This is a genomic window from Marivita cryptomonadis (genome assembly GCF_002115725.1).
GTDB classification, from domain to species: domain Bacteria; phylum Pseudomonadota; class Alphaproteobacteria; order Rhodobacterales; family Rhodobacteraceae; genus Marivita; species Marivita cryptomonadis.
The window spans coordinates 99,411-121,961 of sequence record NZ_JFKD01000015.1; the positions used below are offsets into that span (position 1 = coordinate 99,411).

General features: G+C 62.9%; 20 protein-coding genes, 1 tRNA gene and 1 pseudogene. 12 read left to right on the top strand and 10 right to left on the bottom strand.

The window, feature by feature from the left end; translation table 11 throughout:
- Positions 1 to 147 precede the first annotated feature (147 nt).
- From ppk2 to ychF, 5 genes are all read left to right on the top strand, one after another.
- Positions 148 to 1,098 carry a polyphosphate kinase 2 gene (gene ppk2 / locus MCRY_RS16415; protein WP_085631913.1) on the top strand — a complete coding sequence of 317 codons (951 nt, stop codon included), beginning with the start codon at positions 148 to 150 and terminating at the stop codon, positions 1,096 to 1,098.
- 75 nt (positions 1,099 to 1,173) lie between these two features.
- On the top strand, positions 1,174 to 1,815 hold the full coding sequence (locus MCRY_RS16420) for a DUF1007 family protein (RefSeq protein ID WP_085631860.1): 642 nt from the start codon (positions 1,174 to 1,176) through the stop codon (positions 1,813 to 1,815).
- Positions 1,794 to 2,717 carry a nickel/cobalt transporter gene (locus MCRY_RS16425; protein WP_085631862.1) on the top strand — a complete coding sequence of 308 codons (924 nt, stop codon included), beginning with the start codon at positions 1,794 to 1,796 and terminating at the stop codon, positions 2,715 to 2,717. Before MCRY_RS16420 ends, MCRY_RS16425 begins: the two co-directional genes overlap by 22 nt.
- Before the next feature lie 63 nt (positions 2,718 to 2,780).
- On the top strand, positions 2,781 to 4,148 hold the full coding sequence (locus tag MCRY_RS16430; protein WP_085631915.1) for an MATE family efflux transporter: 1,368 nt from the start codon (positions 2,781 to 2,783) through the stop codon (positions 4,146 to 4,148).
- A gap of 36 nt (positions 4,149 to 4,184) precedes the next feature.
- On the top strand, positions 4,185 to 5,282 hold the full coding sequence (ychF, locus tag MCRY_RS16435; protein ID WP_085631864.1) for a redox-regulated ATPase YchF: 1,098 nt from the start codon (positions 4,185 to 4,187) through the stop codon (positions 5,280 to 5,282).
- Positions 5,283 to 5,304: 22 nt separating this feature from the next.
- Here ychF and MCRY_RS16440 read toward each other — a convergent pair whose 3' ends face one another.
- The gene (locus MCRY_RS16440) at positions 5,305 to 5,970 is read right to left on the bottom strand and encodes a hypothetical protein (protein ID WP_244897924.1); all 666 of its coding nucleotides are present in this window, start codon (positions 5,968 to 5,970) and stop codon (positions 5,305 to 5,307) included.
- Complete coding sequence (locus tag MCRY_RS16445; RefSeq protein WP_085631919.1) at positions 5,967 to 6,449, bottom strand: hypothetical protein; 483 nt, start codon at positions 6,447 to 6,449, stop codon at positions 5,967 to 5,969. The genes MCRY_RS16440 and MCRY_RS16445 overlap by 4 nt, the downstream gene beginning before the upstream one ends.
- A gap of 189 nt (positions 6,450 to 6,638) precedes the next feature.
- Here MCRY_RS16445 and MCRY_RS16450 point away from each other — a divergent pair.
- The 3 genes from MCRY_RS16450 to MCRY_RS23565 all read left to right on the top strand — a co-directional run bounded on the left by MCRY_RS16450 (position 6,639) and on the right by MCRY_RS23565 (position 8,163).
- Positions 6,639 to 6,728: transfer RNA gene (locus MCRY_RS16450), tRNA-Ser, on the top strand.
- 145 nt (positions 6,729 to 6,873) lie between these two features.
- Positions 6,874 to 7,938 (top strand): DUF6538 domain-containing protein, encoded by a 1,065-nt coding sequence (locus tag MCRY_RS16455; protein WP_342351694.1) that lies wholly within the window; start codon positions 6,874 to 6,876, stop codon positions 7,936 to 7,938.
- A gap of 27 nt (positions 7,939 to 7,965) precedes the next feature.
- Positions 7,966 to 8,163, top strand: coding sequence for a hypothetical protein (locus MCRY_RS23565; protein ID WP_342351695.1), 198 nt, complete (start codon positions 7,966 to 7,968; stop codon positions 8,161 to 8,163).
- 1,631 nt (positions 8,164 to 9,794) lie between these two features.
- Here MCRY_RS23565 and MCRY_RS16465 read toward each other — a convergent pair.
- The 3 genes from MCRY_RS16465 to MCRY_RS16475 form a co-directional block, all read right to left on the bottom strand.
- Positions 9,795 to 12,200 carry an AAA family ATPase gene (locus tag MCRY_RS16465; protein WP_176234517.1) on the bottom strand — a complete coding sequence of 802 codons (2,406 nt, stop codon included), beginning with the start codon at positions 12,198 to 12,200 and terminating at the stop codon, positions 9,795 to 9,797.
- Between the two features lie 97 nt (positions 12,201 to 12,297).
- Positions 12,298 to 12,864: a PDDEXK-like family protein gene (locus tag MCRY_RS16470; RefSeq protein WP_085631870.1), complete on the bottom strand. Its 567-nt coding sequence runs from the start codon at positions 12,862 to 12,864 to the stop codon at positions 12,298 to 12,300.
- A 76-nt stretch (positions 12,865 to 12,940) separates the two neighbouring features.
- Positions 12,941 to 13,900, bottom strand: coding sequence for a hypothetical protein (locus MCRY_RS16475; protein WP_139834108.1), 960 nt, complete (start codon positions 13,898 to 13,900; stop codon positions 12,941 to 12,943).
- Positions 13,901 to 14,030: 130 nt separating this feature from the next.
- Between MCRY_RS16475 and MCRY_RS16480 the strand changes: the two genes are divergently transcribed.
- Positions 14,031 to 14,255, top strand: coding sequence for a hypothetical protein (locus tag MCRY_RS16480; protein WP_085631874.1), 225 nt, complete (start codon positions 14,031 to 14,033; stop codon positions 14,253 to 14,255).
- Positions 14,256 to 14,354: 99 nt separating this feature from the next.
- Here MCRY_RS16480 and MCRY_RS16485 read toward each other — a convergent pair whose 3' ends face one another.
- From MCRY_RS16485 to MCRY_RS16505, 4 genes are all read right to left on the bottom strand, one after another.
- Positions 14,355 to 14,957, bottom strand: a complete 603-nt coding sequence (locus MCRY_RS16485; protein ID WP_139834109.1) for a hypothetical protein — start codon at positions 14,955 to 14,957, stop codon at positions 14,355 to 14,357.
- A 1,044-nt stretch (positions 14,958 to 16,001) separates the two neighbouring features.
- Positions 16,002 to 18,287: a hypothetical protein gene (locus MCRY_RS16495; protein WP_085631880.1), complete on the bottom strand. Its 2,286-nt coding sequence runs from the start codon at positions 18,285 to 18,287 to the stop codon at positions 16,002 to 16,004.
- Positions 18,281 to 18,646, bottom strand: a complete 366-nt coding sequence (locus tag MCRY_RS16500; RefSeq protein ID WP_085631882.1) for a plasmid mobilization protein — start codon at positions 18,644 to 18,646, stop codon at positions 18,281 to 18,283. The genes MCRY_RS16495 and MCRY_RS16500 overlap by 7 nt, the downstream gene beginning before the upstream one ends.
- Positions 18,640 to 18,840, bottom strand: a complete 201-nt coding sequence (locus MCRY_RS16505) for a hypothetical protein (protein WP_085631884.1) — start codon at positions 18,838 to 18,840, stop codon at positions 18,640 to 18,642. Before MCRY_RS16505 ends, MCRY_RS16500 begins: the two co-directional genes overlap by 7 nt.
- Before the next feature lie 347 nt (positions 18,841 to 19,187).
- Here MCRY_RS16505 and MCRY_RS16510 point away from each other — a divergent pair, with 347 nt between their 5' ends.
- Both MCRY_RS16510 and MCRY_RS22970 read left to right on the top strand, forming a co-directional pair.
- Positions 19,188 to 19,916: a hypothetical protein gene (locus MCRY_RS16510; protein ID WP_139834110.1), complete on the top strand. Its 729-nt coding sequence runs from the start codon at positions 19,188 to 19,190 to the stop codon at positions 19,914 to 19,916.
- Positions 19,917 to 20,426: 510 nt separating this feature from the next.
- Positions 20,427 to 20,903: a hypothetical protein gene (locus MCRY_RS22970; protein ID WP_217808233.1), complete on the top strand. Its 477-nt coding sequence runs from the start codon at positions 20,427 to 20,429 to the stop codon at positions 20,901 to 20,903.
- A 177-nt stretch (positions 20,904 to 21,080) separates the two neighbouring features.
- On the opposite strand, the pseudogene MCRY_RS23630 reads toward MCRY_RS22970, so the two are convergent.
- Positions 21,081 to 21,356, bottom strand: a pseudogene (locus MCRY_RS23630) (ATP-binding protein); the annotation flags it as partial.
- 135 nt (positions 21,357 to 21,491) lie between these two features.
- On the opposite strand from MCRY_RS23630, the gene MCRY_RS16525 reads away from it, so the two are divergent.
- The gene (locus MCRY_RS16525) at positions 21,492 to 22,535 is read left to right on the top strand and encodes an IS110 family RNA-guided transposase (RefSeq protein WP_085631890.1); all 1,044 of its coding nucleotides are present in this window, start codon (positions 21,492 to 21,494) and stop codon (positions 22,533 to 22,535) included.
- The last annotated feature ends 16 nt before the right edge of the window (positions 22,536 to 22,551 follow it).

Below are 22,551 nucleotides of genomic sequence, written 5' to 3' on the forward strand. Positions count from 1 at the left end.
TCTCCTGAACTGGTCGAACCCGATTGCCGGAGTTACGCGGGAAAATCAATGGGGCTGGGCGTTCTGTTTTTGATGCGTGTCAAAGAGACCTTTTTACGTTCCTGTTACGATGCGCCGGACGATCACATTCAGCACCCGGAGATTTGCATGCCTTCATCCCCCGCCATCGCAGCCGACGAGTCGACGACCCCGCAACCGACCGGCGCGCTTAAAGAGGTTCAAGTCACACCCAAGAAGGCGGTCACGGCTGATGATGTGCGCCGCGCCTTCGAGTCCGGGAAATATCCCTATCGAAGCCGCCTGTCTCGCAACGCCTACGAGGCCGAGAAAGCCGCGCTTCAGGCGGAATTGCTGAAAGTGCAGCTTTGGGCACAAGACACCGGGCAAAAGTTCGTCATGATCTTCGAAGGCCGGGACGCTGCGGGCAAAGGCGGGACGATCAAGCGCTTTACCGAACACCTCAATCCTCGCACCGCGCGCGTGGTCGCTTTGAACAAGCCTACCGATGTGGAGCGCGGACAGTGGTACTACCAGCGCTATATCGAACATCTGCCGACGGCGGGTGAAATCGTGCTCTATGACCGGTCGTGGTATAACCGCGCCGGGGTCGAGCGGGTGATGGGGTTCTGCGAACCCGGCGAATACCTAGAATTCATGCGCCAGACCCCGGATTTCGAACGGATGCTGACGCGGTCGGGCATACGGCTTTACAAATACTGGTTCTCGGTCACGCAGGCCGAACAGAAACGCCGCTTTGCAAGCCGCGAGACTGATCCGCTCAAACAGTGGAAGCTGTCGCCCATCGACAAGGCCAGTCTGAACAAGTGGGACGATTACACCGAAGCGAAAGAGGCGATGTTCTTTTACACCGACACCGCTGATGCGCCGTGGGCTATCGTCAAATCTGATGACAAGAAACGCGCGCGCCTGAATTGCATGAAGCATTTTCTGTCGACGCTGGATTATCCGGGCAAGGATCTCTCGGTTGCCACACCGCCCGATCCGTTGATCGTGGGTGGGGCCGGGCACGTGATCCATCGGTCCGATCACATTCTCGGCGCAGCGCTGCATCCGGACACGCGCAAAACCCGCGCCTGACGATTGCGCAATTCTCTGCCGCCCGGCGGTGGATGACCTTGCTTTAGGGGGCCGGGGGGCTTACCTCCGGTTCTTATGAAACACGCTCTTTGCGCCTTTGCACTTGGTCTGGTCGCCGCGCCGCTTGGCGCGCATCCGCACATCTTTGTCGAGACCGCGCTGCGGTTCGAAATCAATGACCAGCGCGAGGTGACAGGGGTCACGGTCACGTGGACCTATGACGACTTTTTCACGCTGCTCATTCTCGAAGACATGGGCCTAGATGCCGATGGCGATGGGGAATTGACCGAGGCGGAACTGGACACACTGTTCGGGTTTGACCTGATCGAATGGCCAGAAGGGTTCGAAGGCGATCTTTACGTTTATTCCGCCGGCGAAAAGATCGAAATGCCGCGCCCGCGTCCCATTGGGATCGCGGTGGAGGGCGGGTTCATCACCGCGACCCATTTCCGCGAGATCCCCCCGGTTGCTGTCGAGGCAATCGAAGTGCTGCAATACGATCCGACCTATTATGTCTCCTATGACGTATCACAAGGCGTATCCCTGACCGATCCCGGTTGCGCTGCCACCGTCACTGATCCCGATCAAGCCGCCGCACAGGCTGCCGTCGATAAGGAATTGGACGGCGGGTCGATGGAAGACATCTTCAACGAGATGCGCGTCGGTATTCACTTTTCTGACTCGATCACGATGTCATGCGCACCGCCCTCCAACTAGCCGCAGTTGCTGTCGTCGCGCTTGCAGTCTGGCTCTGGGGCTTTGACGGCGCGCAGATGCTCGAACGCTGGGCCGCCGAGGGCCAACGCACCGCGCAAAGCGGTATGGCGCAGGGATTGCGGGCGCTACGGGCCAACGAGTCGGGCGCTTTGATGACGCTGATGGGGGTGTGTTTCGGCTACGGCTTCTTCCACGCGGTCGGGCCGGGCCATGGCAAGATCCTGATTGCGGGGTACGGCGTTGCAGAGCGCGTGGCTCTGACCCGACTGTCGGTGCTTGCGGTACTGTCGAGCCTTGCGCAGGCGGGGATGGCCATCGTCGTGGTCTATACCGGCGTCTGGCTGTTGGGCCTTGGCCGCGAAGAGATGGTCGACGCCGCCGAGGACTGGTTCGCCCCCTTCAGCTATGCCGCGATCTGCGCCATCGGCGCATGGCTTGCACTGCGCGGCGCGGTCCGGCTTTGGTCGAACTGGAGGACGGCAGAGCACCACCACCATGATCACGATCACCACCATCACTCCGGGGAAGACGGCGTTTGCGGCACATGTGGCCATGCCCATGCGCCGACGCCGGAACAGGCGAAAAACGTCCATTCGTTGCGCGATGCGCTGGTGCTGATCGGGGCGATTGCCATTCGCCCCTGCACCGGGGCGCTGTTCCTGCTGATCCTTTCGGTCAGCATGGGAATCGAACTGGCGGGCATCCTTGGCACCTTTGCAATGGGTTTGGGGACGGCCAGCGTGACCCTTGCCGCCGCGGCCGGAGCGGTGACCTTCCGCGAAGGCGCATTGGCCCGGTTCGCCAACGGTCCACACACAGCCCGGATCGCCGGGGTGATCGAAACCGGCGCTGGGCTGATCATTGCCATTCTTGCCGCACAGTTCCTGATCCGCGCAATCTGACCCGACAAAACACTTGCCCCAATCTAAGGGCGGGTCTAACCGACCGGCATGCACGCAAAACAGATGTCATATCCGGCCCATGTCAGGGCCACCCTCGTTTTGGGGTTGCCACTGGTGGGTGGGCACATGGCGCAGATGGCCATTGGCCTGACCGACACCATCATGGTGGGCTGGTACGGGGCCGCAGCATTGGCGACGGTGACGTTGGCCAATACGCTGTTCTTCACGCTGTTCCTGTTCGGTTGTGGCTTTGCTTGGGCGGTGATGCCCATGGTGGCCACCTACGCCGCTGAAAACGACGACCAGAAAGTGCGCCGTGCCACCCGCATGGGGTTATGGCTGTCGGCGCTTTTTTGCGTCGTGATGTTTCCGCTTCTGTGGTGGTCTGAGGCTTTGCTGCGGCTGTTGGGCCAGACACCCGTGATCGCGTCCGAGGCACAGGTTTATCTGCGGGTGTTGGCTTTTGGGCTATTGCCCGCGCTGGTGACGATGACGCTCAAAAGCTATTTGGCGGCGCTTGAGAAAACCAAGGTGGTGTTCTGGGTCACGATTGTGGCTGTGCCCTACAACGCACTTGCGAACTTTGCGCTGATCTTCGGCAATTTTGGCTTTCCCGAACTGGGGCTTCAGGGCGCGGCGATCGCTTCGCTTAGCACACATGTGTTCTCGGTGCTGGTGATCGTGGTCTATATCCGCCGTTTCGTACCTGAACACAGCTTGTTCCAGCGGCTTTGGAAGCCGGACAATGAAATGTTCGCACAGGTGTTCAAACTGGGGGTGCCCATCGGTCTGACTTCGCTGTCGGAAACTATGCTGTTCGCGGCATCTGCCATTATGATGGGCTGGCTCGGGACAATTCCGCTGGCCGCGCATGGGATCGCGCTGCAACTGGCGTCGATGACCTTTATGTTGCATCTGGGACTTTCGAACGCCGCAACCGTCCGCGCGGGCAACGCGTTTGGCCGCAAAGACTGGCCACATATGGCGCGGGGCGGGATTGTCGCGCTGGCGCTGTCGGCCTTTATCGCGGCGCTGACCATTGTGCTGTTCGTCGCTCTGCCCGAACCGCTGATCGCCGCCTTCCTTGACCCGGACGACCCCGCACGGGCTGACATCATCACGATGGGCATCACGTTGCTGATCTTGGCGGCGATTTTCCAATTGGTCGATGGTGCTCAGGTTGTGGCGCTTGGCCTGTTGCGCGGCGTGCAAGATGCGGGCATGCCAATGATCCTTGCTGCCGTATCCTATTTTGGGATCGGCCTCCCTGCTGCCTTGGTTCTGGGCTTTGTTGCGAACTGGGGCGCGACGGGCATCTGGATCGGGCTGGTTCTTGGCCTTACGGTTGCGGCGGTGCTTTTGAACAACCGCTTCTGGTTCCAAATGATCCCCAATCTCAGCCGCCTTGCAGCGCCCGCGGCCAACGCATAGAAGCGGCGCAAATCTGCAAGATCAGGAGAGATCGACATGGGCTTCAAGGTGGGAATCGTGGGTTTGCCGAACGTGGGCAAATCGACCCTCTTCAACGCGCTCACCAAGACCGCAGCGGCGCAGGCGGCGAATTTCCCGTTCTGCACGATCGAGCCCAATGTCGGTGACGTGGCTGTCCCCGATGCGCGGCTGGATCGACTGGCCGATATCGCCAAATCCAAGCAGATCATCCCGACGCGCATCACTTTCGTCGACATTGCCGGTCTCGTCAAAGGTGCCTCCAAGGGGGAAGGTTTGGGCAACCAGTTCCTGGCCAACATCCGCGAGACCGACGCCATCGCCCATGTGCTGCGCTGCTTCGAGGATGGCGATGTGGTGCATGTGGACGGCCGTGTCGATCCGGTCGCTGATGCCGAAACCATCGAGACCGAGCTGATGCTGGCCGATATCGAAAGCCTTGAAAAGCGGCTGCAGAACATCGTCCGCAAGGTGCGCGGCGGTGACAAGGAGGCCGTTCAACAGGAGCGCCTGATGCGCGCCGCTCTGGCCGCGCTTGAAGAGGGCAAACCCGCCCGTACCGTTCCCGTCGATGACGAGGACCGCAAGTCGTGGGACATGCTGCAACTGCTGACCACCAAGCCGGTGCTTTATGTCTGCAACGTCTCCGAGGCGGATGCCGCCGACGGCAACGCGCTGTCCAACGCGGTGGGCGAAATGGCGGCGGCACAGGGCAACAGCCATGTGGTCATCTCGGCCCAGATCGAAGAAGAGATCAGCCAGCTGGACGAAGACGAAGCACAGGAATTCCTTTCCGAAATGGGCCTCGAGGAACCCGGCCTCGACCGTGTGATCCGCGCAGGCTACCAGCTCTTGCAACTTGAGACCTACTTCACCGTCGGCCCGAAAGAGGCCCGCGCGTGGACCATCACCAAAGGCACCGCTGCCCCGCAGGCCGCCGGTGTGATCCATGGTGATTTTGAAAAAGGGTTCATTCGCGCCGAAACCATCGCCTATGACGATTACGTCTCGCTTGGTGGGGAAAATCCGGCCAAGGAAGCGGGTAAGATGCGCGCCGAAGGCAAGTCCTACGTCGTCAAGGATGGCGACGTGCTGCACTTCCTCTTCAACACATAAGGCATTCGGGTTCTGCGCCGCGTCAGAATCCGAAAACCATGACCGCGATCGGCACGGGGGACACGGCAATCGCAATGGCGATGAAGGTCTGGACTGGGGCGAAGATGCCACTCATCCCGGCCATCATCATGATGCCGCCGCCACCGCCGATCACTGCATTGCCGGGCGTGTTCACGAGCAGCGCCAAAGCAATGTACCGGTGACGCAAGGCAAGATGGACGAGCTTGGGCGGCGATCCGTCCATCAAGAGGTCCAACCGGTCTTTTGGGGGCAGAGCGGCAGCGCGCCTGATCAGATCAGCCGCCTTGCGCATTCGCAGAATAGACAGGATCCACACCAGCGTCGTGCCCGGTAAGAGACGTCCCAGAAGGAATGACACCATCATGGCAAGCACAGTTGCTGCGTAAACCAGAGGTGCGATGGCCGCGCCGAAGACGGTCAGCATCGCGAGCCCGATCTCGGCCCCCGGCACAAATGGCAGCGCCAGCAAGCCGATATAGGCGAGAGAGCCAAGCATCAGCAGGCGGTGCAGCTGCTTTTCGTTGTTGGGCATGATGGTGAGGTTCAGCGCCTCTTTCAAAAGATGTGCGCCCCACGTTGCCAAAATGACAATGACCAAAAGCCCTGCCACGCGCAGCGCAATGCCTCTGGTGGTCAGCCCAACCGGCGTCGTTTTTGGGGGCTTCACCCGGAGACAGAGTCTTCGGTGGCTGGCAAGCGCGATCCTTGAGCCACGCCGTTGATCTGATGCGTCCAGTACCAACGCCGCGTTGTCCAACTCATCTGGACAGTGATGTCACCGTCGGTGATTTGCCCATGCCATACCACCCGGTGCGGTGCGGTTGGGCAGGTGGCGACGGTGGTAAAATGGATCACGTCGCCATCGACCCATGTCTGGTAGTCGGAAAACCCGAAGTCGCAGTATTCTTGGCAATCCATCGACATGAACGCACCGTCCTTGAAGACAAGTGTGTCGGTTTCCCCTTCCGCGCCATTGTCGAGCACTGCCTTGACGAAAAAAGACGCGCCATCCAGTTCTTGCCCCGGTGCCCACGCTAGCTCGGGTACGGTCATGTCCGGAATATCCTCGTTCATGACAGACACAGCGGCAGCCCCGGTTCCCAGGGTGATACAGGCAATGGCAGCAGCTTGGGTGATTGGGGTCACAACGATCACTCCCACGTCGGCTAGACGATAACTGAGGACACGGTAGCGCGGTTGTCGCCACATGCAAAGCATACACGCGTCTGAATTGCCGAATGCGTCAGGGTACGCACGCTTTTTACGCGGAATTTGTCATCCAAAACGTGTGATTTGGCCTTGTCCCCGCCTGCACGCTTCCTTAAACGGGTCGACGGAGACGTGGCCGAGTGGTCGAAGGCGCTCCCCTGCTAAGGGAGTAGGCCCGGAAGGGTCTCGAGGGTTCGAATCCCTTCGTCTCCGCCACTTCTCAGATGGCCGTGACCTAAAAATAATAACTCATATCAGTGGTTTAGTGGCGACTCCGAGCCGCAGATTTGTCCTCACCCTCTTGAAATCACCAGATTCTGCTACACATCTTGCTACACGGGGGCGGATGTGGAGGGGCGTGATGCAGCTGATGATGCGGGGCAAGACCTGGCACTTGCGGCGGCGTGTGCCCGCGCGGTTCGCCTCGGTGGAGCCGCGGCGTGAGGTCTGGGTGTCGCTCAAGACCGACTCGTGCAAGCAGGCGGCGAAGAAAGCGCCTGCGGTCTGGGACAGCCTTGTCGCGGGCTGGGAGGCGCAGCTGGCGGGCCGGTCTGAGGATGGGGTCGCCCGGCTCGAGGTGGCGAAGGCCATCGCCGCCAGCCATGGGCTGAGCTACAAGCCCGCCCGTGACCTCGAGGATCTGCCGCTGGAAGAGCTGCTCGCGCGGGTGGAGGTGCTGCAGCGCCGGGACGGCACGGTGAACGCGGTTGCGGCGCCTGCGGTGCTGGGGACGGTGGAGGTGCCCTCGATGACCGTGTTCGAGGCGCTGGCCGAGTACTGGGCGCTGACGCCCGACCGGATCCGGGGCAAGAGCGCCGACCAGACGCGGCGTTGGGGGAACCCGAGGAAAAAGTCCATCCGGAACTTTATCGACGTGGTCGGCGACCGCCCCATCGCGGCGCTCACGCGGGCCGATTTCCTCGACTTCCGGTCCTGGTGGCTGGAACGGATCGCGGAGGAGAACCTGACGCCCAACAGCGCCAACAAGGACCTGATCCACCTTGCCGATGTTCTTCGGACCGTGGACGAGCTGAAGGGGCTTGATCTCGACCTGCCCCTGCACAAGCTGACCCTGAAAGAGGGCGACAAGGCGGAGCGGATTCCCTTTTCGGATAGCTGGATCCGGGAGAAGCTGCTGGCCGATGGGGCGCTTGCCGGCATGAATGACGAGGCCCGCGCGATCCTGGTCGGGATGATCAACACGGGCTACCGCCCCTCCGAGGCGGCCGGTCTGACCGCGGACCGCATCCGGCTCGACCACGAGGTGCCGCACCTGGTGATCGCGGCGGACGAGACGCGCCAGATCAAGAACAAGACCTCACGGCGCGAGATCCCGCTGACCGGGGTGAGCCTCGAGGTTTTCCGGGCCTTTCCGTCCGGCTTCCCGCGCTATCGCGAAAAGCCCGCCTCCCTGTCCGGGACGTAGAACAGCTATCTCCGTGAGAACGGGCTGATGGAGAGCGACCAGCACGTCATGTACAGCCTCCGTCACAGCTTCGAGGACCGGATGCTGCGGGGCCGGATCGACGAGCGCATCAGGCGCGAGTTGATGGGCCATTCCCTCGGTCGCCAGAAATACGGCCAGGGTGGCGGCCTCGCCTTCAAGGCCGGGGAGCTCGCCCGGATTGCGATCGAGGGGGCGTTTCCTTGAGGAGCGCGCGGGCGCGGTCGAGAGCGGCGTGACGGAGTTTGAGCTTGTCGCGTTCAGCCTCGAGGCGGAGGAAGATGGGCAGGTAGGCTTCGTTGTCCTCGAGCAGTTCGGCCACAATGCGCAGGGCATTCTCGATGCGCGCCTCGAGGGATCTCTGCCTATGCTGCTGGGGACTTCTCGACCCGTCTGGTTGCGTGGCTGCGGTGGAGGTGAATCGGTGCGTGGTTCCGTTCCGATCGGCGGTTCCGGGCGGACTGTCACACGACGCCGCAGGCGTGCAGCCGCGCCGTCCTGTGTTGATATGCCTGTCGCGGTCGCGCGCCATGGGCCGCGGTCTCCCCTGCGGTGCCGAAGCTCCGGCACCGTACTCAGATGTGATCAACCTCTTGCGGGGCTTCACGCCTCGCGTCTCTGAAGGTGATGTAGACTCGGATTTGACGTTTGGGGCGAACTTGGCCGTGTCTTTTGCCGACCCCTGTCGGGTTTATGTGGATAACTTCGCTCGCGGCCTGTGACGCCTTGGCCTGAAAAGCCTCTGGCGATCCGGTCTTGTCGCCCATCGCGGCTGGGTCTCTGGGGTCCAGGAGATCAGATCCTTGCTGAGGATGTCTCGTTCCGGATCGGTGTGTCCTGATCGGGTCCGCCCGCGCGTCGGCGCGGGCGGGGTGCCTGCGGCGCTGTATTTGGTTTTTTTGGTGGTTGAGTGGGGTGGGGTATTGAGATGTGAGGTTTCTGGATCCTTCATATGGATCAAGAGCTCGCGCCCGGGGCGCGAGGGAGCGCCCCGCGACCTTGCGCGGGTCGGGGGCCTGCGGCGCTTTTGTCTGGTTTTTGTGGTCTGGATCGATGGATGGCTGAAAGTGACCGCGGAGATTCCCCGGCCTTCGCCTCAGCGCGGATCACCGCCGCCCGCCTGCATGGGGACCACAGGCGGATGGGTCTGGACCGGCTCAGGCGGTGCGATCGAGGGGCCGGTAGAGCGTGGACCAATCCGCATTCCGGTTGTCCGGCCGTTTGTCGTCGGGCCCGGACGGGTCCACCTCCCCCGGGATTTGCTGCACGGCTTCGTCTTGCGTGGGCAGTGCCGTCTCTGCTATTGCACGGCGCATTCTGCGCCTGGCTTGGAAAATAGGTCATATGGAGGCCTTGCGCCACTGCGCCGGAGCCCGCCGCGCCCGCAACATGTGGATAGCGTACTCGGGACGGTACTTGACGCCCCACCACATCCGACCAAACTGCCTCGGCTTTGACCTCGGCGCTCAGGTCGGCACTGACATCAGCGCTCACCCGCAAAGCGGCGAGAGACGGATCCGGCCGCTATGATGCGGACCGGCCCGGATCCCCTAACCAGCTAATGCCCCCGGCGCGAACGGATCGCACCGGGCGCGGCCGAATGATGACCGCGAATCCGGGTCTTTTGGGGCTGGTGCGCTGCCCGGCGATGTGTCGGCCGGTGGAACGGGTCGCGATACCGCCTATGTCGGCTGGTCAGGTCCGGCCGGGGCAGCCTCGTCTGGAGGGGAGATGTCCGGGTCATGCGCGCACTCCTTATAGCAGCGGTAGGAGGATTGTCGGCCATAGTGGGCTTGCCCGGCCCTTCCGGACCGGACACGCCTTTTGCGTCGTGCCCGTCAGGCGGCGAAGGGCCGCCTCAGGTCGGGATCCCCGTTGATGTTGTCGGCCCGGTCCCGGGCCGGGTCTACAGCCTCCTGTGACGTTGCAATCCGTGCATCTACCAGGGGCGTGCCGATCGCAGGTTCGGGCGAGACGCGAGAAAGGAGCGCATCGAGTTCGGGACCGGTGAGCAGGGCCGCGCGGCACAGCGCGCCTGCGATCTCCTCCAGCAACGGGAGATGGGCCTCGACGATCCGAAGGGCCCTGGCCTCGGCCCGGCGCAGGTGGCCTTCGACCCGGGCGCGTAGGTCGCCGTCAAGGGGGAGGCGATCCAGTACGGTCTGCGGGCTGCCTTGCCAGACCAGGCGGTCGCCGAGGCCGAGCGAGGCTTCGATGGCGACCGCGAGCAGCGTGGCGCTTGCGAGGTCGGAGCCCTCCTCCCCGCCCGCGCTGCCCGAGGGTTCCCCGAAGACGGCGATCTCCCCGGCGCGTCCCGCGAGGTCGAGGGCAAGCGCGGCCTCCATCTCGGACCGGCGCTGGCCGATCATGAGGCGTTTGTAATGCGTGACCCCGCCATCCGCTTGCAGCGCCAGCAACTTGGGCCGGGCCACACCCGTGGCGGCCCCGACGACCGCGTGGCCCGCCTCGTGGATGGCGACCTGCCAGCGCAGGGCGTCGGGCATCGGCGGGCGTAACTCGTGCAAGGCGGTCTCCAGATGCTCGACCGCAAGCGGGCGCTGTTCCCGCCGGGCCAGCCCCCGGGCGGACCGGACCCAGGCCGCGATTTGGGCGCCGCTCATCCCCATGGCGCGCGCGGCGAGCCCGGTCAGGTCGACATCTGCCAGATCCGGCCAGGCCTGCCACCGGAGTGCGGCGGGGAGCAATTCGTGGGTAGGGTATCCAAGGTGGAGAACCTTGTCGAAGCGCCCGGGCCGGCGGATCGCGCGGTCGATCCGGTCTGGGTGATTGGTCGCGCCCATGAGGACGACGCCCTCGAGGCCCTCGAAACCATCCATCGCGGCCAGAAGGGCCGTCACGACATATTCGGTCCAGGTGCGATTTGTGTCCCCTACGCGGTCGCGGTCGCCAACGGCGTCAAGCTCATCTACAAACAGGATCGAAGGGGCGTTGGCGGCAGCTTTGGCAAAGGCCTCGCGCATGGCCTTGACAACCTCGGAACCACGGCCGCCCTCTGCGGACCAGTCCGCGATCGAGCCGGAAACCACTGTAATTCCGGCTGTTTTGGCGATGAGCCGGGGCACTTCCGTTTTGCCGCAGCCCGGCGGGCCAGCGAGGAGGATGCCGCGCGTGACCTCCATCCAAGGGATCTCCCCGGCCTGCCATGCACGCAGGTCCTCGATCAGCTGCTCGACGGGTTCGCGCGCCTCGCACGGCAGCGGGAAATCGGCCAGCCCCGGCCCCTCGTTGACGGCGGGCGTCGTGGCTGCGACCAGGGCTGCGATCGCGCCGTCCAGCGTCGGGCTGCGCAGGGCAAGGACCAGTTCCTCTGCACCGATCCCCTTACACAGAGCGTCTTCCGGCAGAAGAGCAGGGACGACCGTGCCGCCCTCACGGTCGTCCCTCGTATCGAGATCGAGATAAGCGTCGGTCAGGATCTCCGCCAACATAGTCCGGTCGAGCGGTGCGAGGGGGATCACCTGCGGCTTCAAGGCGCGCAGGGCCGAGTGCAAGGTGCCCACTGCCAGTGTCACCGCGACCACAGGGCGCCGGGTCTCCAGTGCAGTCCGCACCGTGGGCACAAGCTGACCGACCAGGCCGGAGTCCCTTTTGCGGCTGTCCCTGGACAGAACCGCCTCATCTGCACGCACCACATGGGGCAGGGGCGCATCGTCCGGCCAGAAAGGCGCACGAGCGAAAAGGTGGTCGATGAGCTTGTGGATAGTCTCATCCAGACCGGGGCTGTTTACCGCAAGCACCGTCAGCGACCCCGGCGCGCTCAGCGCCGCGTAGAGCGCCGCGGGGCTGGGGAAGGTCGCGGCCAACCGCACCATCGCAAGCGCTGCCGTAGGCCGCAACGTATAGAGGGGCGCGTCCTTGCCATCGGGGACCTGCGACAGGGCGTCAGAAAACAGGCCGGCCGCCTCGGCGGCTCCCGCTTCGACGAAATCCAAAATGTCATCAAGTTCCGTTCGGGGAGCGTCAGTGGCCGTCTCCACCGCATGCGCGGGGTTCGAGGCAGAGTTCGCCGAACGCGGCGATGCGGCTTCGGAAACTGGTGCAGCAGGCGGTGCTGCGTAAGGCGGGCAGGTCGTGATGACGCCGGAGACCGTGGCCCAGGCGGGATGCGCATCGATCAGGCTTTTGCGGATCGCCGATGCGAAACTGCGCCTGTCGGCCGGGGTGCCCGTGCCGCTGGTCGGGGCGATGGTGGGGGAGAGCGGCGAGGTGGTCGGCAGCGTCATGGGAAGCCTCCAAGAGGATGAGAAAGGGGGACCGGTCCGCCGTAACGGCGGGCTGAGAGGTGGCTCTGGTGGGGAAGTGAGGGGGCGCTGAGATCGGTCAGGCAGCGAGGCCGAGGTCTCCGTCCCAGCCGCCCGGGATGGCATCCGTGTGGCCCAGCCGGGCGAGCGCCGCGTCCAGGCTCTGGCGCGGGTTCCGCCGAAGCTCCGCGATCTCGGAGGCGTGAATGACCTGCCTCAGCTGCCAGTCCGCCGTGAAACGGACCACGTTCTCGCTCAGGACAGCCATCGCGAGGATGTCGAAATCGCAGCTCTCATACGGACCACGCCCGGTAGCGCCGCGTTCGCTGCGCTGCCGAAGGTTGAACACATAGTCGCCGTTGATGGTGACCGCATGGCGCGTCTTGACCTGAATGCGGATGGGGGTGCCATTCGGGAGGATCAGAGCCCGATCACACCGTTCATGTTCGGGCATGGGAAAAACCCGTTCCCCGAGCCGCATGAACAGCGAGTCAACGAGGAGTTCAGCCGAGGCGCCCAAGTGCTTTGCGTACCGGCACAAGTCCTCAGTGGACATCGCGGGATAAGTGGCCAGAGCAGTCCGTGCGTCGCGGCTCTCGGTGGGGCGGGGCGGCATGGGCATGCCAGGAAGATAGGGCTGGTGCATCAGGATGCTCCGTCATTCATGAAAGAAGATGCGAGGGGGCCGTGCCCCCTCGGAATGGCGCGCAGGTCTGGCCCGATCAGGCCGCCAGCGACGGACCGCAGGCGCCATCGCCGTCGGGGCCGGGCCCGCCGAAGTCCTGCATGGACATCATTGCAGTGACCAGTTTGAAGAACCTGATCTGCATCTCCCGCGTCCGGCGCGCGACCGCATGGCCGCCCTGCACCATGAAATACGACTGGTAGTCGATCAGCGTTTCGAAAAGGAACAGCCGCGCCTCGTCGTCATCCTTGGCGATCAGGTTGTACAGCGCATAGCCCATCTCCCACAGCGCCTGGTCCTCCTCGCGGGTCAGATCCGCCGCCATAACCCAATAGAGCGCTGCGTTCATGTCCTTCAGGGCCGCCTCGGCCTCCTGCATCGCGACGCCGAAGCGATCCGCCCGGACGTCTCCCGCCACCGGGCGCTGAAGCGGCTGCTCGGCGCGAACGAACTGGTCCATCGCCCCCAACAAGCTGGTGAAGGCGTGCGACATCTCGGTATGCGCCACAGAGGCCGTGCCCGCCATCGGGGGGCAGGCCGTACCCGCGGGCCCGGGCAGCGCGATATGCGACGCGAGCGCGTCGAAGGCCCGGTCCAGCAGGCTGTTGTAGCGGGGGTGGTCGGGCCGATAGAGCGGGAAGAGCACCGTCTCATCGCGCATCGCGAGAAGATTCCGGATGATCGACACCTCGGTCGGCTTGTCGGTCGCCAGGACGGTCCTGACCATCTTCGCCGTCATCTGAAGGCCGTAGGTCATCTCGTCTGCGGTGTCACCGGCGAGGATCACGGCGCAATGGGTGAGCGTGGCGGCGCGGGCCGCATCCACCGCGCCGGTGAAGGTGGACAGGGCCGGGTCCTGGCCGTCGTATCCGCCGAGGTCCCGCTCGGCGTCGGTCAGCCGGACCAGCGACGCGGTCAGGGCCGTGAACCGCGCGAACATCGCGCGCAGCGGGGGTTCAGTGAACGGGGAAGTGGTGGTAGTCGTACGGTTAGCCATCGGAGCCTCCTCAAACAGGTTCTGGCGGTTAGAGCGGGCAGGTGTTGGAAGCGCCTGCCTTGCTCGCATATCGAACATATGCGGTATATGCCCCATTGTCAATATGGAGCATATGCGTTATTTTCGGGTAATGAGCAAAGAAACCGTATTCCCCGTGAAAAAGCTGGTGAACCTGACGGAAGATCAGGCAAAGCGGATATCGGACTTCCGCTTCGACAAGCGCCTTGCATCGGAGAATGAAGCGATCAGGGTGCTCATCGGGCTCGGGTTGGATGCCTCGCGCTCGAAGGATGACCCGCACGACCCGCACGACCCGGCCGCCTTAAGTCCAAAGAAACGATGGGGAGCCGACTGATCCAACCGCACCAACGGCATGCCCCTTGTGTTTCTCTGCACCTCTGAAGTGTAGGAGCTGGCCGTGTTGCGGGTTTCCGCACCGCCCCATGTGTAAAGCCTATACCTGCATGTGGGCTTTGTTGGTGTACCAATCCTCAAGCCGACCGCCAACGATGTAGCTTTCGTGCTCATGGGGCGTATAGAAAAGCAGCGCGTTACAGGTTGAACTCGGGATGTAGCCGAACCGCGCGTGCTTCACCCGCGGCAAGTAGAGGCGGCGCTGGTCGGGGTCCAAGCCGTCGAGATGCGCCTTTCCGCCCTGAATGGCCTCGTCCATAATCTGGAGGTGGGTGAGACACGACTCCGGTTCGAGGAAGGCGTCCCAGTCAGTCTCGACTGGACAGGCCAGCAGCGCGCGGGCGAAAAACTCGCGCGAGCTGATCTCGGTGCGAGCACTGGCCAGCCAGGCCCGCGCGCCCTTGTGAGCGCGAAGACCTGCGAGACCGATAGCTCCCAACCGACGCGTAATTTCGGCAGCTTCATCGGCGGGTGAAGAGACCAAGCGGATGTCCGACGGCTTAAGCCACTGCTTCGGAAAGAGAATGGCCGTTTCAGACACCGCAACCGGCAAGACGGGGTCTTCGTGGGAAACGGGCAGCAAGCACAACTGCTTGTCCTGGCTAAGGAAGGGCTGGAGCGCCTCCAGCGGCTTTTTGAACATAATAGTATCTTTCGTGATCTGTCCGGAGGGTCGCATCCCGCAGGCCATAGCCGGTCATGTGACGTAACAAGGCGAACTTGCACTTTGGCAATCGCCTAATTTTCGCCGCGGCCCCTTCTGGGCGCGCCGGAACCGTGTAGCCGTGCTGACGTTCTCACGTCCTGCCGGGGGCTGTCCCTGTTCCATCGGCAGCTGCGCGATGCCAAGGGAGACTGTGGCGCCATTCTGGCCCACAGGGGAAATGTAGCATTCTCCGCCTCCGATGTCGTCAATGATGGTGATGTGTCGCTAGATTTATTGGGGGTAAAATTCTGAATTCGCGAAATAAAATATGGTAAGTGTGGCCGGATCGCTGCCCGCCACTTGGATCGATCCACGGTGCCGGCTGCGCGGCGAAAGCCATCGCCACACAGGCGCCGCCTCACATGCGAATGACGCGTTTCTATCCCAGGTTGACGAGGTGCGAGATGCTTCGCGGTCTGGGCCGAGGCAAGTACACAACGTCTGCGGCAGCCTGGGGTGGTCAATGGCACCGGCGATCTGACGGTGGCCTGCCGACTCCAGATCGACCCTGTCCACCGCGAGGATTCCTTCCGCGATCAGTGGCGGAAGGGGATCGGCCGTCCTGTCGGTCGGCGGCAGGGTTTGCGCGCTGCACGGACGCAGGTGGAAATGTCCTTGGTCCGCGGCCACCGCAACCCCCGCCGCCCCGGCAGCTAGCGCCTCGCCCAGCCGGGCCAGCAGCGTGCACTGCTTGGCCGCCGTCAGATCAGCCCAGGTCGCCACATGCCGCGGCGTGGCCGGCGGGCCGGGCGCGCGACAGATCGGGCATTCAGGGTGCTGGTCGGACACAGGGCCTCCGGGAAATTCCCGCTAGGCTAAGGGTTTCCGAGCGGCTTTTCAGGCAGCAACCTGCGATGTCGTCGAAACCGACAGACGGGCTGCCGCACTTTCCGGTCGGGTGCCTCGAAGTGGACATGAGCCGGAGCCGTATTATTAGCCGTGGGGGCACCCGTTGACGCGGCACCTCCGGTCAGGCTCTGGTCAAAACCCTGATCTGAATTCGTCCTCATCAGCCGCCGTTGTGGGTCTGACGTTTGCGTCGTTCAGTTCTCGCAGGGGGGCTGGGTCCGTTTGGTCCGGGACGATCCGGTGAGTGTCGCGTTTCTGCGGCTTGATCGCTCGTCCTGCCGCACCCGGAGCCGCGACCGCCCGTATGTCCTCGATGGAAAACGCCGGCCCGAGCCGTCGGGTCACATGCTCTTCCACCATGCGCAACTCCCCGGGCGCGCGGGTCCAATGGGCGAGGAGAACGCGATCGGTGAGCATTAGCAGCGCGGCACCGGGCACCCGGAACGCAACGCCGCCTTTGATCCTGTTCAGGACCGCGACCTGTTCCAAACCCATGGTGCGCGCAAGGTCCCGTCCAAGTCCCAGCATCGCGCCGAGGGTCAGGCGGGCCCCTCTAGCAGCTGGATCATCTCCTTCATGGTCGGGGTCAGTTCGGCGCGCTTTTCGACCTCCTCTGTCAGGCGTTGGTCGAGGGAGTCCACCGCCGTCGCCAAGATCACTGCGTTGCGCGTCTGCTCCGACAGGGCGGTCATCAGGGTCGCCTCTCGCTCCGTCAGCGTTTCCAGCGCCGTTGCGATCCGGTCCAGCGCCTCGGCCATCTGCTGCTGACGGGTCAGAGCCTCTTCGTCCATCGACCGCAGGGTCTCCTCCAGTCGTGCGATCGCAGGAAGCAGCGTCGCGATGGCTTGAGTCAGGTGCTCCATTTGCTGAGGATTGTGCGTCGTAGCGGCCATTCAGGGTCTCCAATTCCGTTGCGAGATGCGTGAACCGCTCTACACGGTCCGGTGTGATCACATTGGCAAGCCATGATCCGGCGAGAGCGCTCCCGGCCCTGACGGTCAGGTCCCGGAGCCGTCGGGCGATGTGTCCGATGATGGCGGTGAGTCCAACGGGTCCAGCAAGCGCGCGAGCGAAACGGTCAAGCTGGTCAAGCTGGCGTCCTCGCGGGTGCTCAGTTCCTCCAGCGCGGCGATCCGCTCCTCCAGCGCCCGGTTCCGGCGTTCTGCCGCTGCCGCCCTGCTGGTGAGCGCCGTGAGCTGCTCCTGCTGCGTCCGCTCGATTCGGTCCATCAGGTCGAGGAAGCGTTGATCCAACGTGGAAAGTGTCATCCTGTTCATTGTCCTTTTTCTGGGTGGGCGGAGAAAGCGCCAGCAGATGGTGGCGGCGCGGCACTAGAGCCTGGGCAGTGGCCCGATCGTGACCCAACCAGCTATCGACGCCCCAGAGCGGCTCGGGCCACGTCCCCCGTCCATAACGTGAGGCATTCCAAGCTGCGCGCTTCTCCCATGCGGCCTGAAACCTTTCGCGTGCCGTGGACAATTCGGCCATCCGCGCGCCCTTGGCCCGGATCATGACCGCCGGATCAATGACCTCGACTGCCCCTTGAAAGCCGGCTGAAAACAGGGGGCCCTTGAGACGGATCCGGTCACGCGCCGGCGCGCCGAGGCGTCCGAAGGTGATCGAGTGGTCCGTCGTGGACAGGATGCGCTGGCCCTCCGGCGCGAGCCATGCCTCGAGCATCGCGATCACACCCTCCCGCGAGAACAACTCCCCCGCTTGCGCCGCGTCCCGGATCAAGGTGACCGCTTCGTCGCGAAGATCACGCCCTGGCGCGAGCCCGGCGCGCGCGCCTTCGGCCGCAAGCTTCACCTTCCAGTGGGGCATCACGACATCGCGCTGCCTGGCCGGGTCCAACGGGTCGGCCCAGCCGAAGAGGTCGTTGACGAGATCGCGGAACGCCCCCCAGTAGACGGGGAGTTGCCCGCGTTTGATGGGCGGGTCCGGGTTATGGCTATAGGCACGCCCGGCAGGATACACGGCGCGCGGATGCGCGATGTTCACCTCCACCCGGCCCGTGTGGGTATGGGTGGTGACGTATGGCATCGGTCTTGCTTCGGTCGGGATGCCGGGCCACACCGCCTCGAAGAACAGTCTGAGGCTCTGGTCGACCTGACCACGCAGGCGAGGATCACCCTGGTTGAAGCCCGTGACGTCGATGTCCGTTTCCTCAAAGGACAGGACCGCGACCCGGTATTTCCTCTGGTAGGGCAGGGCTGCGATCTGACGGCGCAGAACATCTGCGCGACCATGCAGGATCTCGGGCACCGGATCACGGTCAACCCGAACGCGCGCCCCGTTGATGGCCTTCGTGACACATGGCGCGTCGAAATAATCCGTCAGCGGCCTGTACTGATCGGCGCGGGGCGTCGTTTCGGCACCGCCCTCGTTATCGTGGTGATGAGAGAATCCGATCAGCATTCAGCCTGTTCATCCCCACTATCGGCATTGTTGCTATCCGGGTCTTCGTCAGCAAGATCTTCGTATGAGGGCAGGGGGCCTGATCCGCTTCCCCAGCTGGATAGCTCTGCTTCGATGCGCCGAAGCGACAGCAGGGCGGCCCCTACGTCGCGGACCGGTTCCGACGTGACCAGCACGGCCGCGATCTCGTCCAGCTTGCGCAGGAGGAGTGCCTGTTGCCGGACGAGCTGCTGCCAGTCCTGCCGGGGCGAGACCGGTTTTTGCAGCGCCCGGCGAAGAATATAGGCGCAGACGCTGAGACCGGCCTCGCGGGCATAGGCAATAATCGCAGCACGCTCTTTCTTGGTTGCGTTCAACACGGCCCATCTGCTGCGCCGTTCACCTTCCTCTTTTCTCGGGCGTCCCACGTCGATCCGGTCCTCTTCATCAACTCGATTCGATTATCCGACAGGAGCGTGAAAAAGCCGCGCAGAAAATCGTCACCGCCCCGCGCAGAGGTCTTGCCGGTCTTCGCCAGGACTTCTTCAGGATCGCGCAAGGAGGCGTCGGGCATGCCCCGTTCGGCCTCCGTTGCGGCAGCTGGTCGCCACGCCCGAGGACTCCGGTCGCACGGTCCGGGGTAGGGGGAATGCCCGGTCGACCCAAGCCCCTGCCGACCATCCGACTCCCGCATGCGTCCCTGGAGTTTTTTAGTCACCAGCCGGGGAACCTTGATGAGAGGCCCATCCAAATCGCCTCAGGTGGGCCCTTCCACAGTCGATATGGGCACCACGGCAAAAACAGTCATTCCTCGGGCAGATACGCGTATTTCCGGCCGACTCACCGGCGCGGGTATTTTGTTTTTTCACGGGCATCGACCACAAACTTGGGGGAGCGACAAAGCCGAGGATCAAGTCCACCATGCCTGAGTTAAGATTGACGAAAGCGGAAAAGGATGCCCTTGTCGAGAAGGCCCTTCGGGAAAAGGCCCGTCGGCAGGGTGCGAACCGCAAGGCGCGGGCGGACCGGATTGCAAACGGACGGCGCCGGATCGAGAAAACCGTCCCTGCGCTCTTCCTTCCCGAGATCCGGCAACTCGTCGCTGCCGTGCTGACTGAGCTGGAAGCCGGTCGGGAGCCCCGGCTTCGCCGGGGCGATCCGGTGCCCCCGACCGGTCCGATTGCACAAGATGTCGGCGACGATCTTGGCCCCGCCACCGGGCCGCCCTCCGGTACTTGTGGTCTGGGACCCGCCGCGCGCAGGCGGGCCCAGACCGCCCGCCGCCGCGAACGCCAGCGCGCGGCAGGCTTGTCGCGGACCACGTTTGATGTCCCGACTGCGCGGGTGAACACCCTCTCGGAACTGGTTGATCGAATGGTCGCGTGGATGTCCGAAGGGGTGCAGGTGATCCTCGACGTTGAGGCAGTCTCTACTGAGCTGACCAGCCCCGGTGCTGTCCAGGCCCCGAACCCGTCACAAAGCGTCGTCGCGCGCGTCTTGGATGACATGGTTACGCATACAGGTGATTGGGGAGAACAGGACACTAGCGCGCTGTTCGAGGACATTCAGGCTATGGCTCGACTTGAATGGGGCGAAGGACACGCAAGCTCAGGCTCGGCAAAATCGCCCGATCAGATCGCCGGGCAGTAATGCTTGTTCATTGCGAGATTTTCCTCCTGACGCCTGTATTTCTATTGTGAAGCCAATCATCGAGCGGGTTTAAGTGTGTTCTGTCGGAACGCGACGATCACCTCCTTCGCTTGGGTGAGCGCAAAGTTATCGAATGTGACTTCCTCGCCCCGTATGTAATCCGACGCAGTTGGTCAATCGGTGCGACGGTTTCTGTGGCTTTCGTCCCTCGGAAGCGAAGCTCAAATTTTTCGTTTGTCGATCCTGATGATTCTAATCGATTCTCCAGAATCCATTTTCGAGCCGTGAATCACGCAGCGCCTCGAAAATCAATTCATCCTGACCCTAACTTGGCTGCAATCCGGTCGAAAAAGCAGGACCACCTCTCAACTTAGGCATTGCGACATTTTTCTCGTTATCTCACGCTGCGCAAGTCTCGCGCTCGTTGAGAGACGAGCGAGAGGGGCATGAAGTCGACCGATAAATTGATTGGTCGCCATTACTTTGAAAGTAGGCGCTGGTGATGGAGATTTGGCACGTCAAACCGGGGAGTTCAGCTCGCTCGAAGCTTGGTTAGCGTTCATGCAGGACTACTTTGACCGACCGGGCGGCTTCGCCTTCGAAACCTCCTTGCATGGCATCCGTTTGCGGTATGACCTCAAGGGGGTGCCCACAGTTCTGAGCGATGTTTCGTCAACTGATCCGCATTTATATCAACGGATGGCTGAGTGGCGCACTATTGCTCAGCGTCTTGTCGAGGGGCCGCCCGTGATCACTATAGTGTTGCCGTCAGAATATGTCTTGTTTCGAACGATCGATGGAGATGTTGTAAGTCAGGCCGATCAGGATTGGTGGACTGAACAGATTGTGCGTGAGAAACAGCTCACGCGAGCCGACGTCAGCTTGGCCTGTCAAAGTCAGTATTCCACACGACTTGGCCGGTCATTCCACGGGGACTTGGCCACCTATTCCATGAACACTTGGCCACCCTTGAGCAGGGGGGCGTGAGGCTATTCATTCATGACTTGATTTGATGTCTTTCGTCAACTGCGTGACGTGTGTGGCGGGTTTGTCCATAGGAGGGACCCGCGCGCCCGGCGCTGCGCTTCTCATAGAGCAAGCGGCGGCGGGCGCGTGGGAGGGTCCTGTGGGCAAAGCCTGTGTGGGAGATTTTGGTTATTGTGTTCATCCGGCGTCCGGACTTTGCGTCTGGCTGGAGCGTTTGCGCATTGATGGCCCATCGAGGGCGAACTTGTGTGCGTTATGAACCAACCGGTCGAGGATGGCATCGGCGAAGGTGGGGTCGCCGATCATGTCGTGCCATGTGTCGATGGGCAGTTGGCTGGTGACGATGGTGGCCTTGCGGCCATAACGTTCGTCGATGACCTCCATCAAGTCGCGGCGTTGCGGCGCGGTCAGCTGCTCGGGGCCCCAATCGTCGAGATACCGTATTGGGGCTCGGCTCGAATCAGGACCGTTGTGAATTGAAATCTGAGGTTGGTTGAGGTGTCGTTGCCCTTGGCACGCTGGGCTGCGTGTCAACGGGGTCGTGCTGTGACGCGCGCCCCAAGATATCGAATACAAAAGGACAACGACATGGATGTTTATATCGGTTTGGACGTCTCTCTGGCAAGTACTGCAATCTGCGTGGTGTCCAGGCAGGGCAAGGTGGTGAAAGAAACCACAGCGCCAAGCGAACCCGAGGATTTGGTGAAGGTGCTGCATACACTGACAGGGCGCATTGTTGGGGTAGGCCTTGAAGCTGGGCCCTTGTCGCAATGGCTGTATCAGCATTTGACCGAGGCCGGCTTCCCGACTGTTCTGATGGAAACCCGGCAGGTGAAGGGTGCGCTGAAGGCGATGCCAATCAAAACAGATCGACGCGATGCCGAGGGGATTGCACGGCTCTTGCAGATGGGCTGGTTCCGATCTGTCCATTGTAAATCCCTGTCGGCGCAGGAAATGCGTGCGCTGTTGTCCTCGCGTAAGGCGATCCAACAAGCGACCATCTCGCTGGAGCTGTCGATCCGTGGGGTGCTGCGCAACTTCGGGCTCAAGATGGGACAGGTCGCCAAGGGACGCTTTGAACAGCGGGTGCTGGAGCTGGTCGAGGGTAATCCTATGCTGCAAGCAGCCGCGACCCCGATCTTGAGCGCACGTCGTGCGCTGCGTCAGGAACTGGCTGGCGTGGAGAAATTGCTGCGTGATCATGCCAAAGCTGATCCCGTCTGCCGTCAGTTAATGACCGTGCCGGGGGTTGGCGCTCTCGTGGCTCTGACCTTCAAGGCCGCGATCGATGATCCTGAGCGCTTCTCATCCTCCAGGGACGTTGGCCCTTGGGTTGGCCTGACCCCGCGGCGCGCGCAATCCGGGGAGCGCGACATCATTGGCGAAATCTCCCGGGCCGGCGATGCGGGGTTGCGCACGGCGCTTTATCAAGCCGCGACAGTGATGTTGAATAATGCACGTCCGAATTGGCTGAGTGCCTGGGCATGGGCTGTCGCCAAGCGGCGCGGCAAAAAGCGCGCCACGGTTGCGCTGGCGCGTCGGATCGGGGTGGTTCTGCACCGCATGTGGCAAGACAGCATGGAATTTCGTTTCACCCGTGCTGACACCGCGGCCGCGACAGCCGCCGCATAGCCTACGCGTCTCCGTG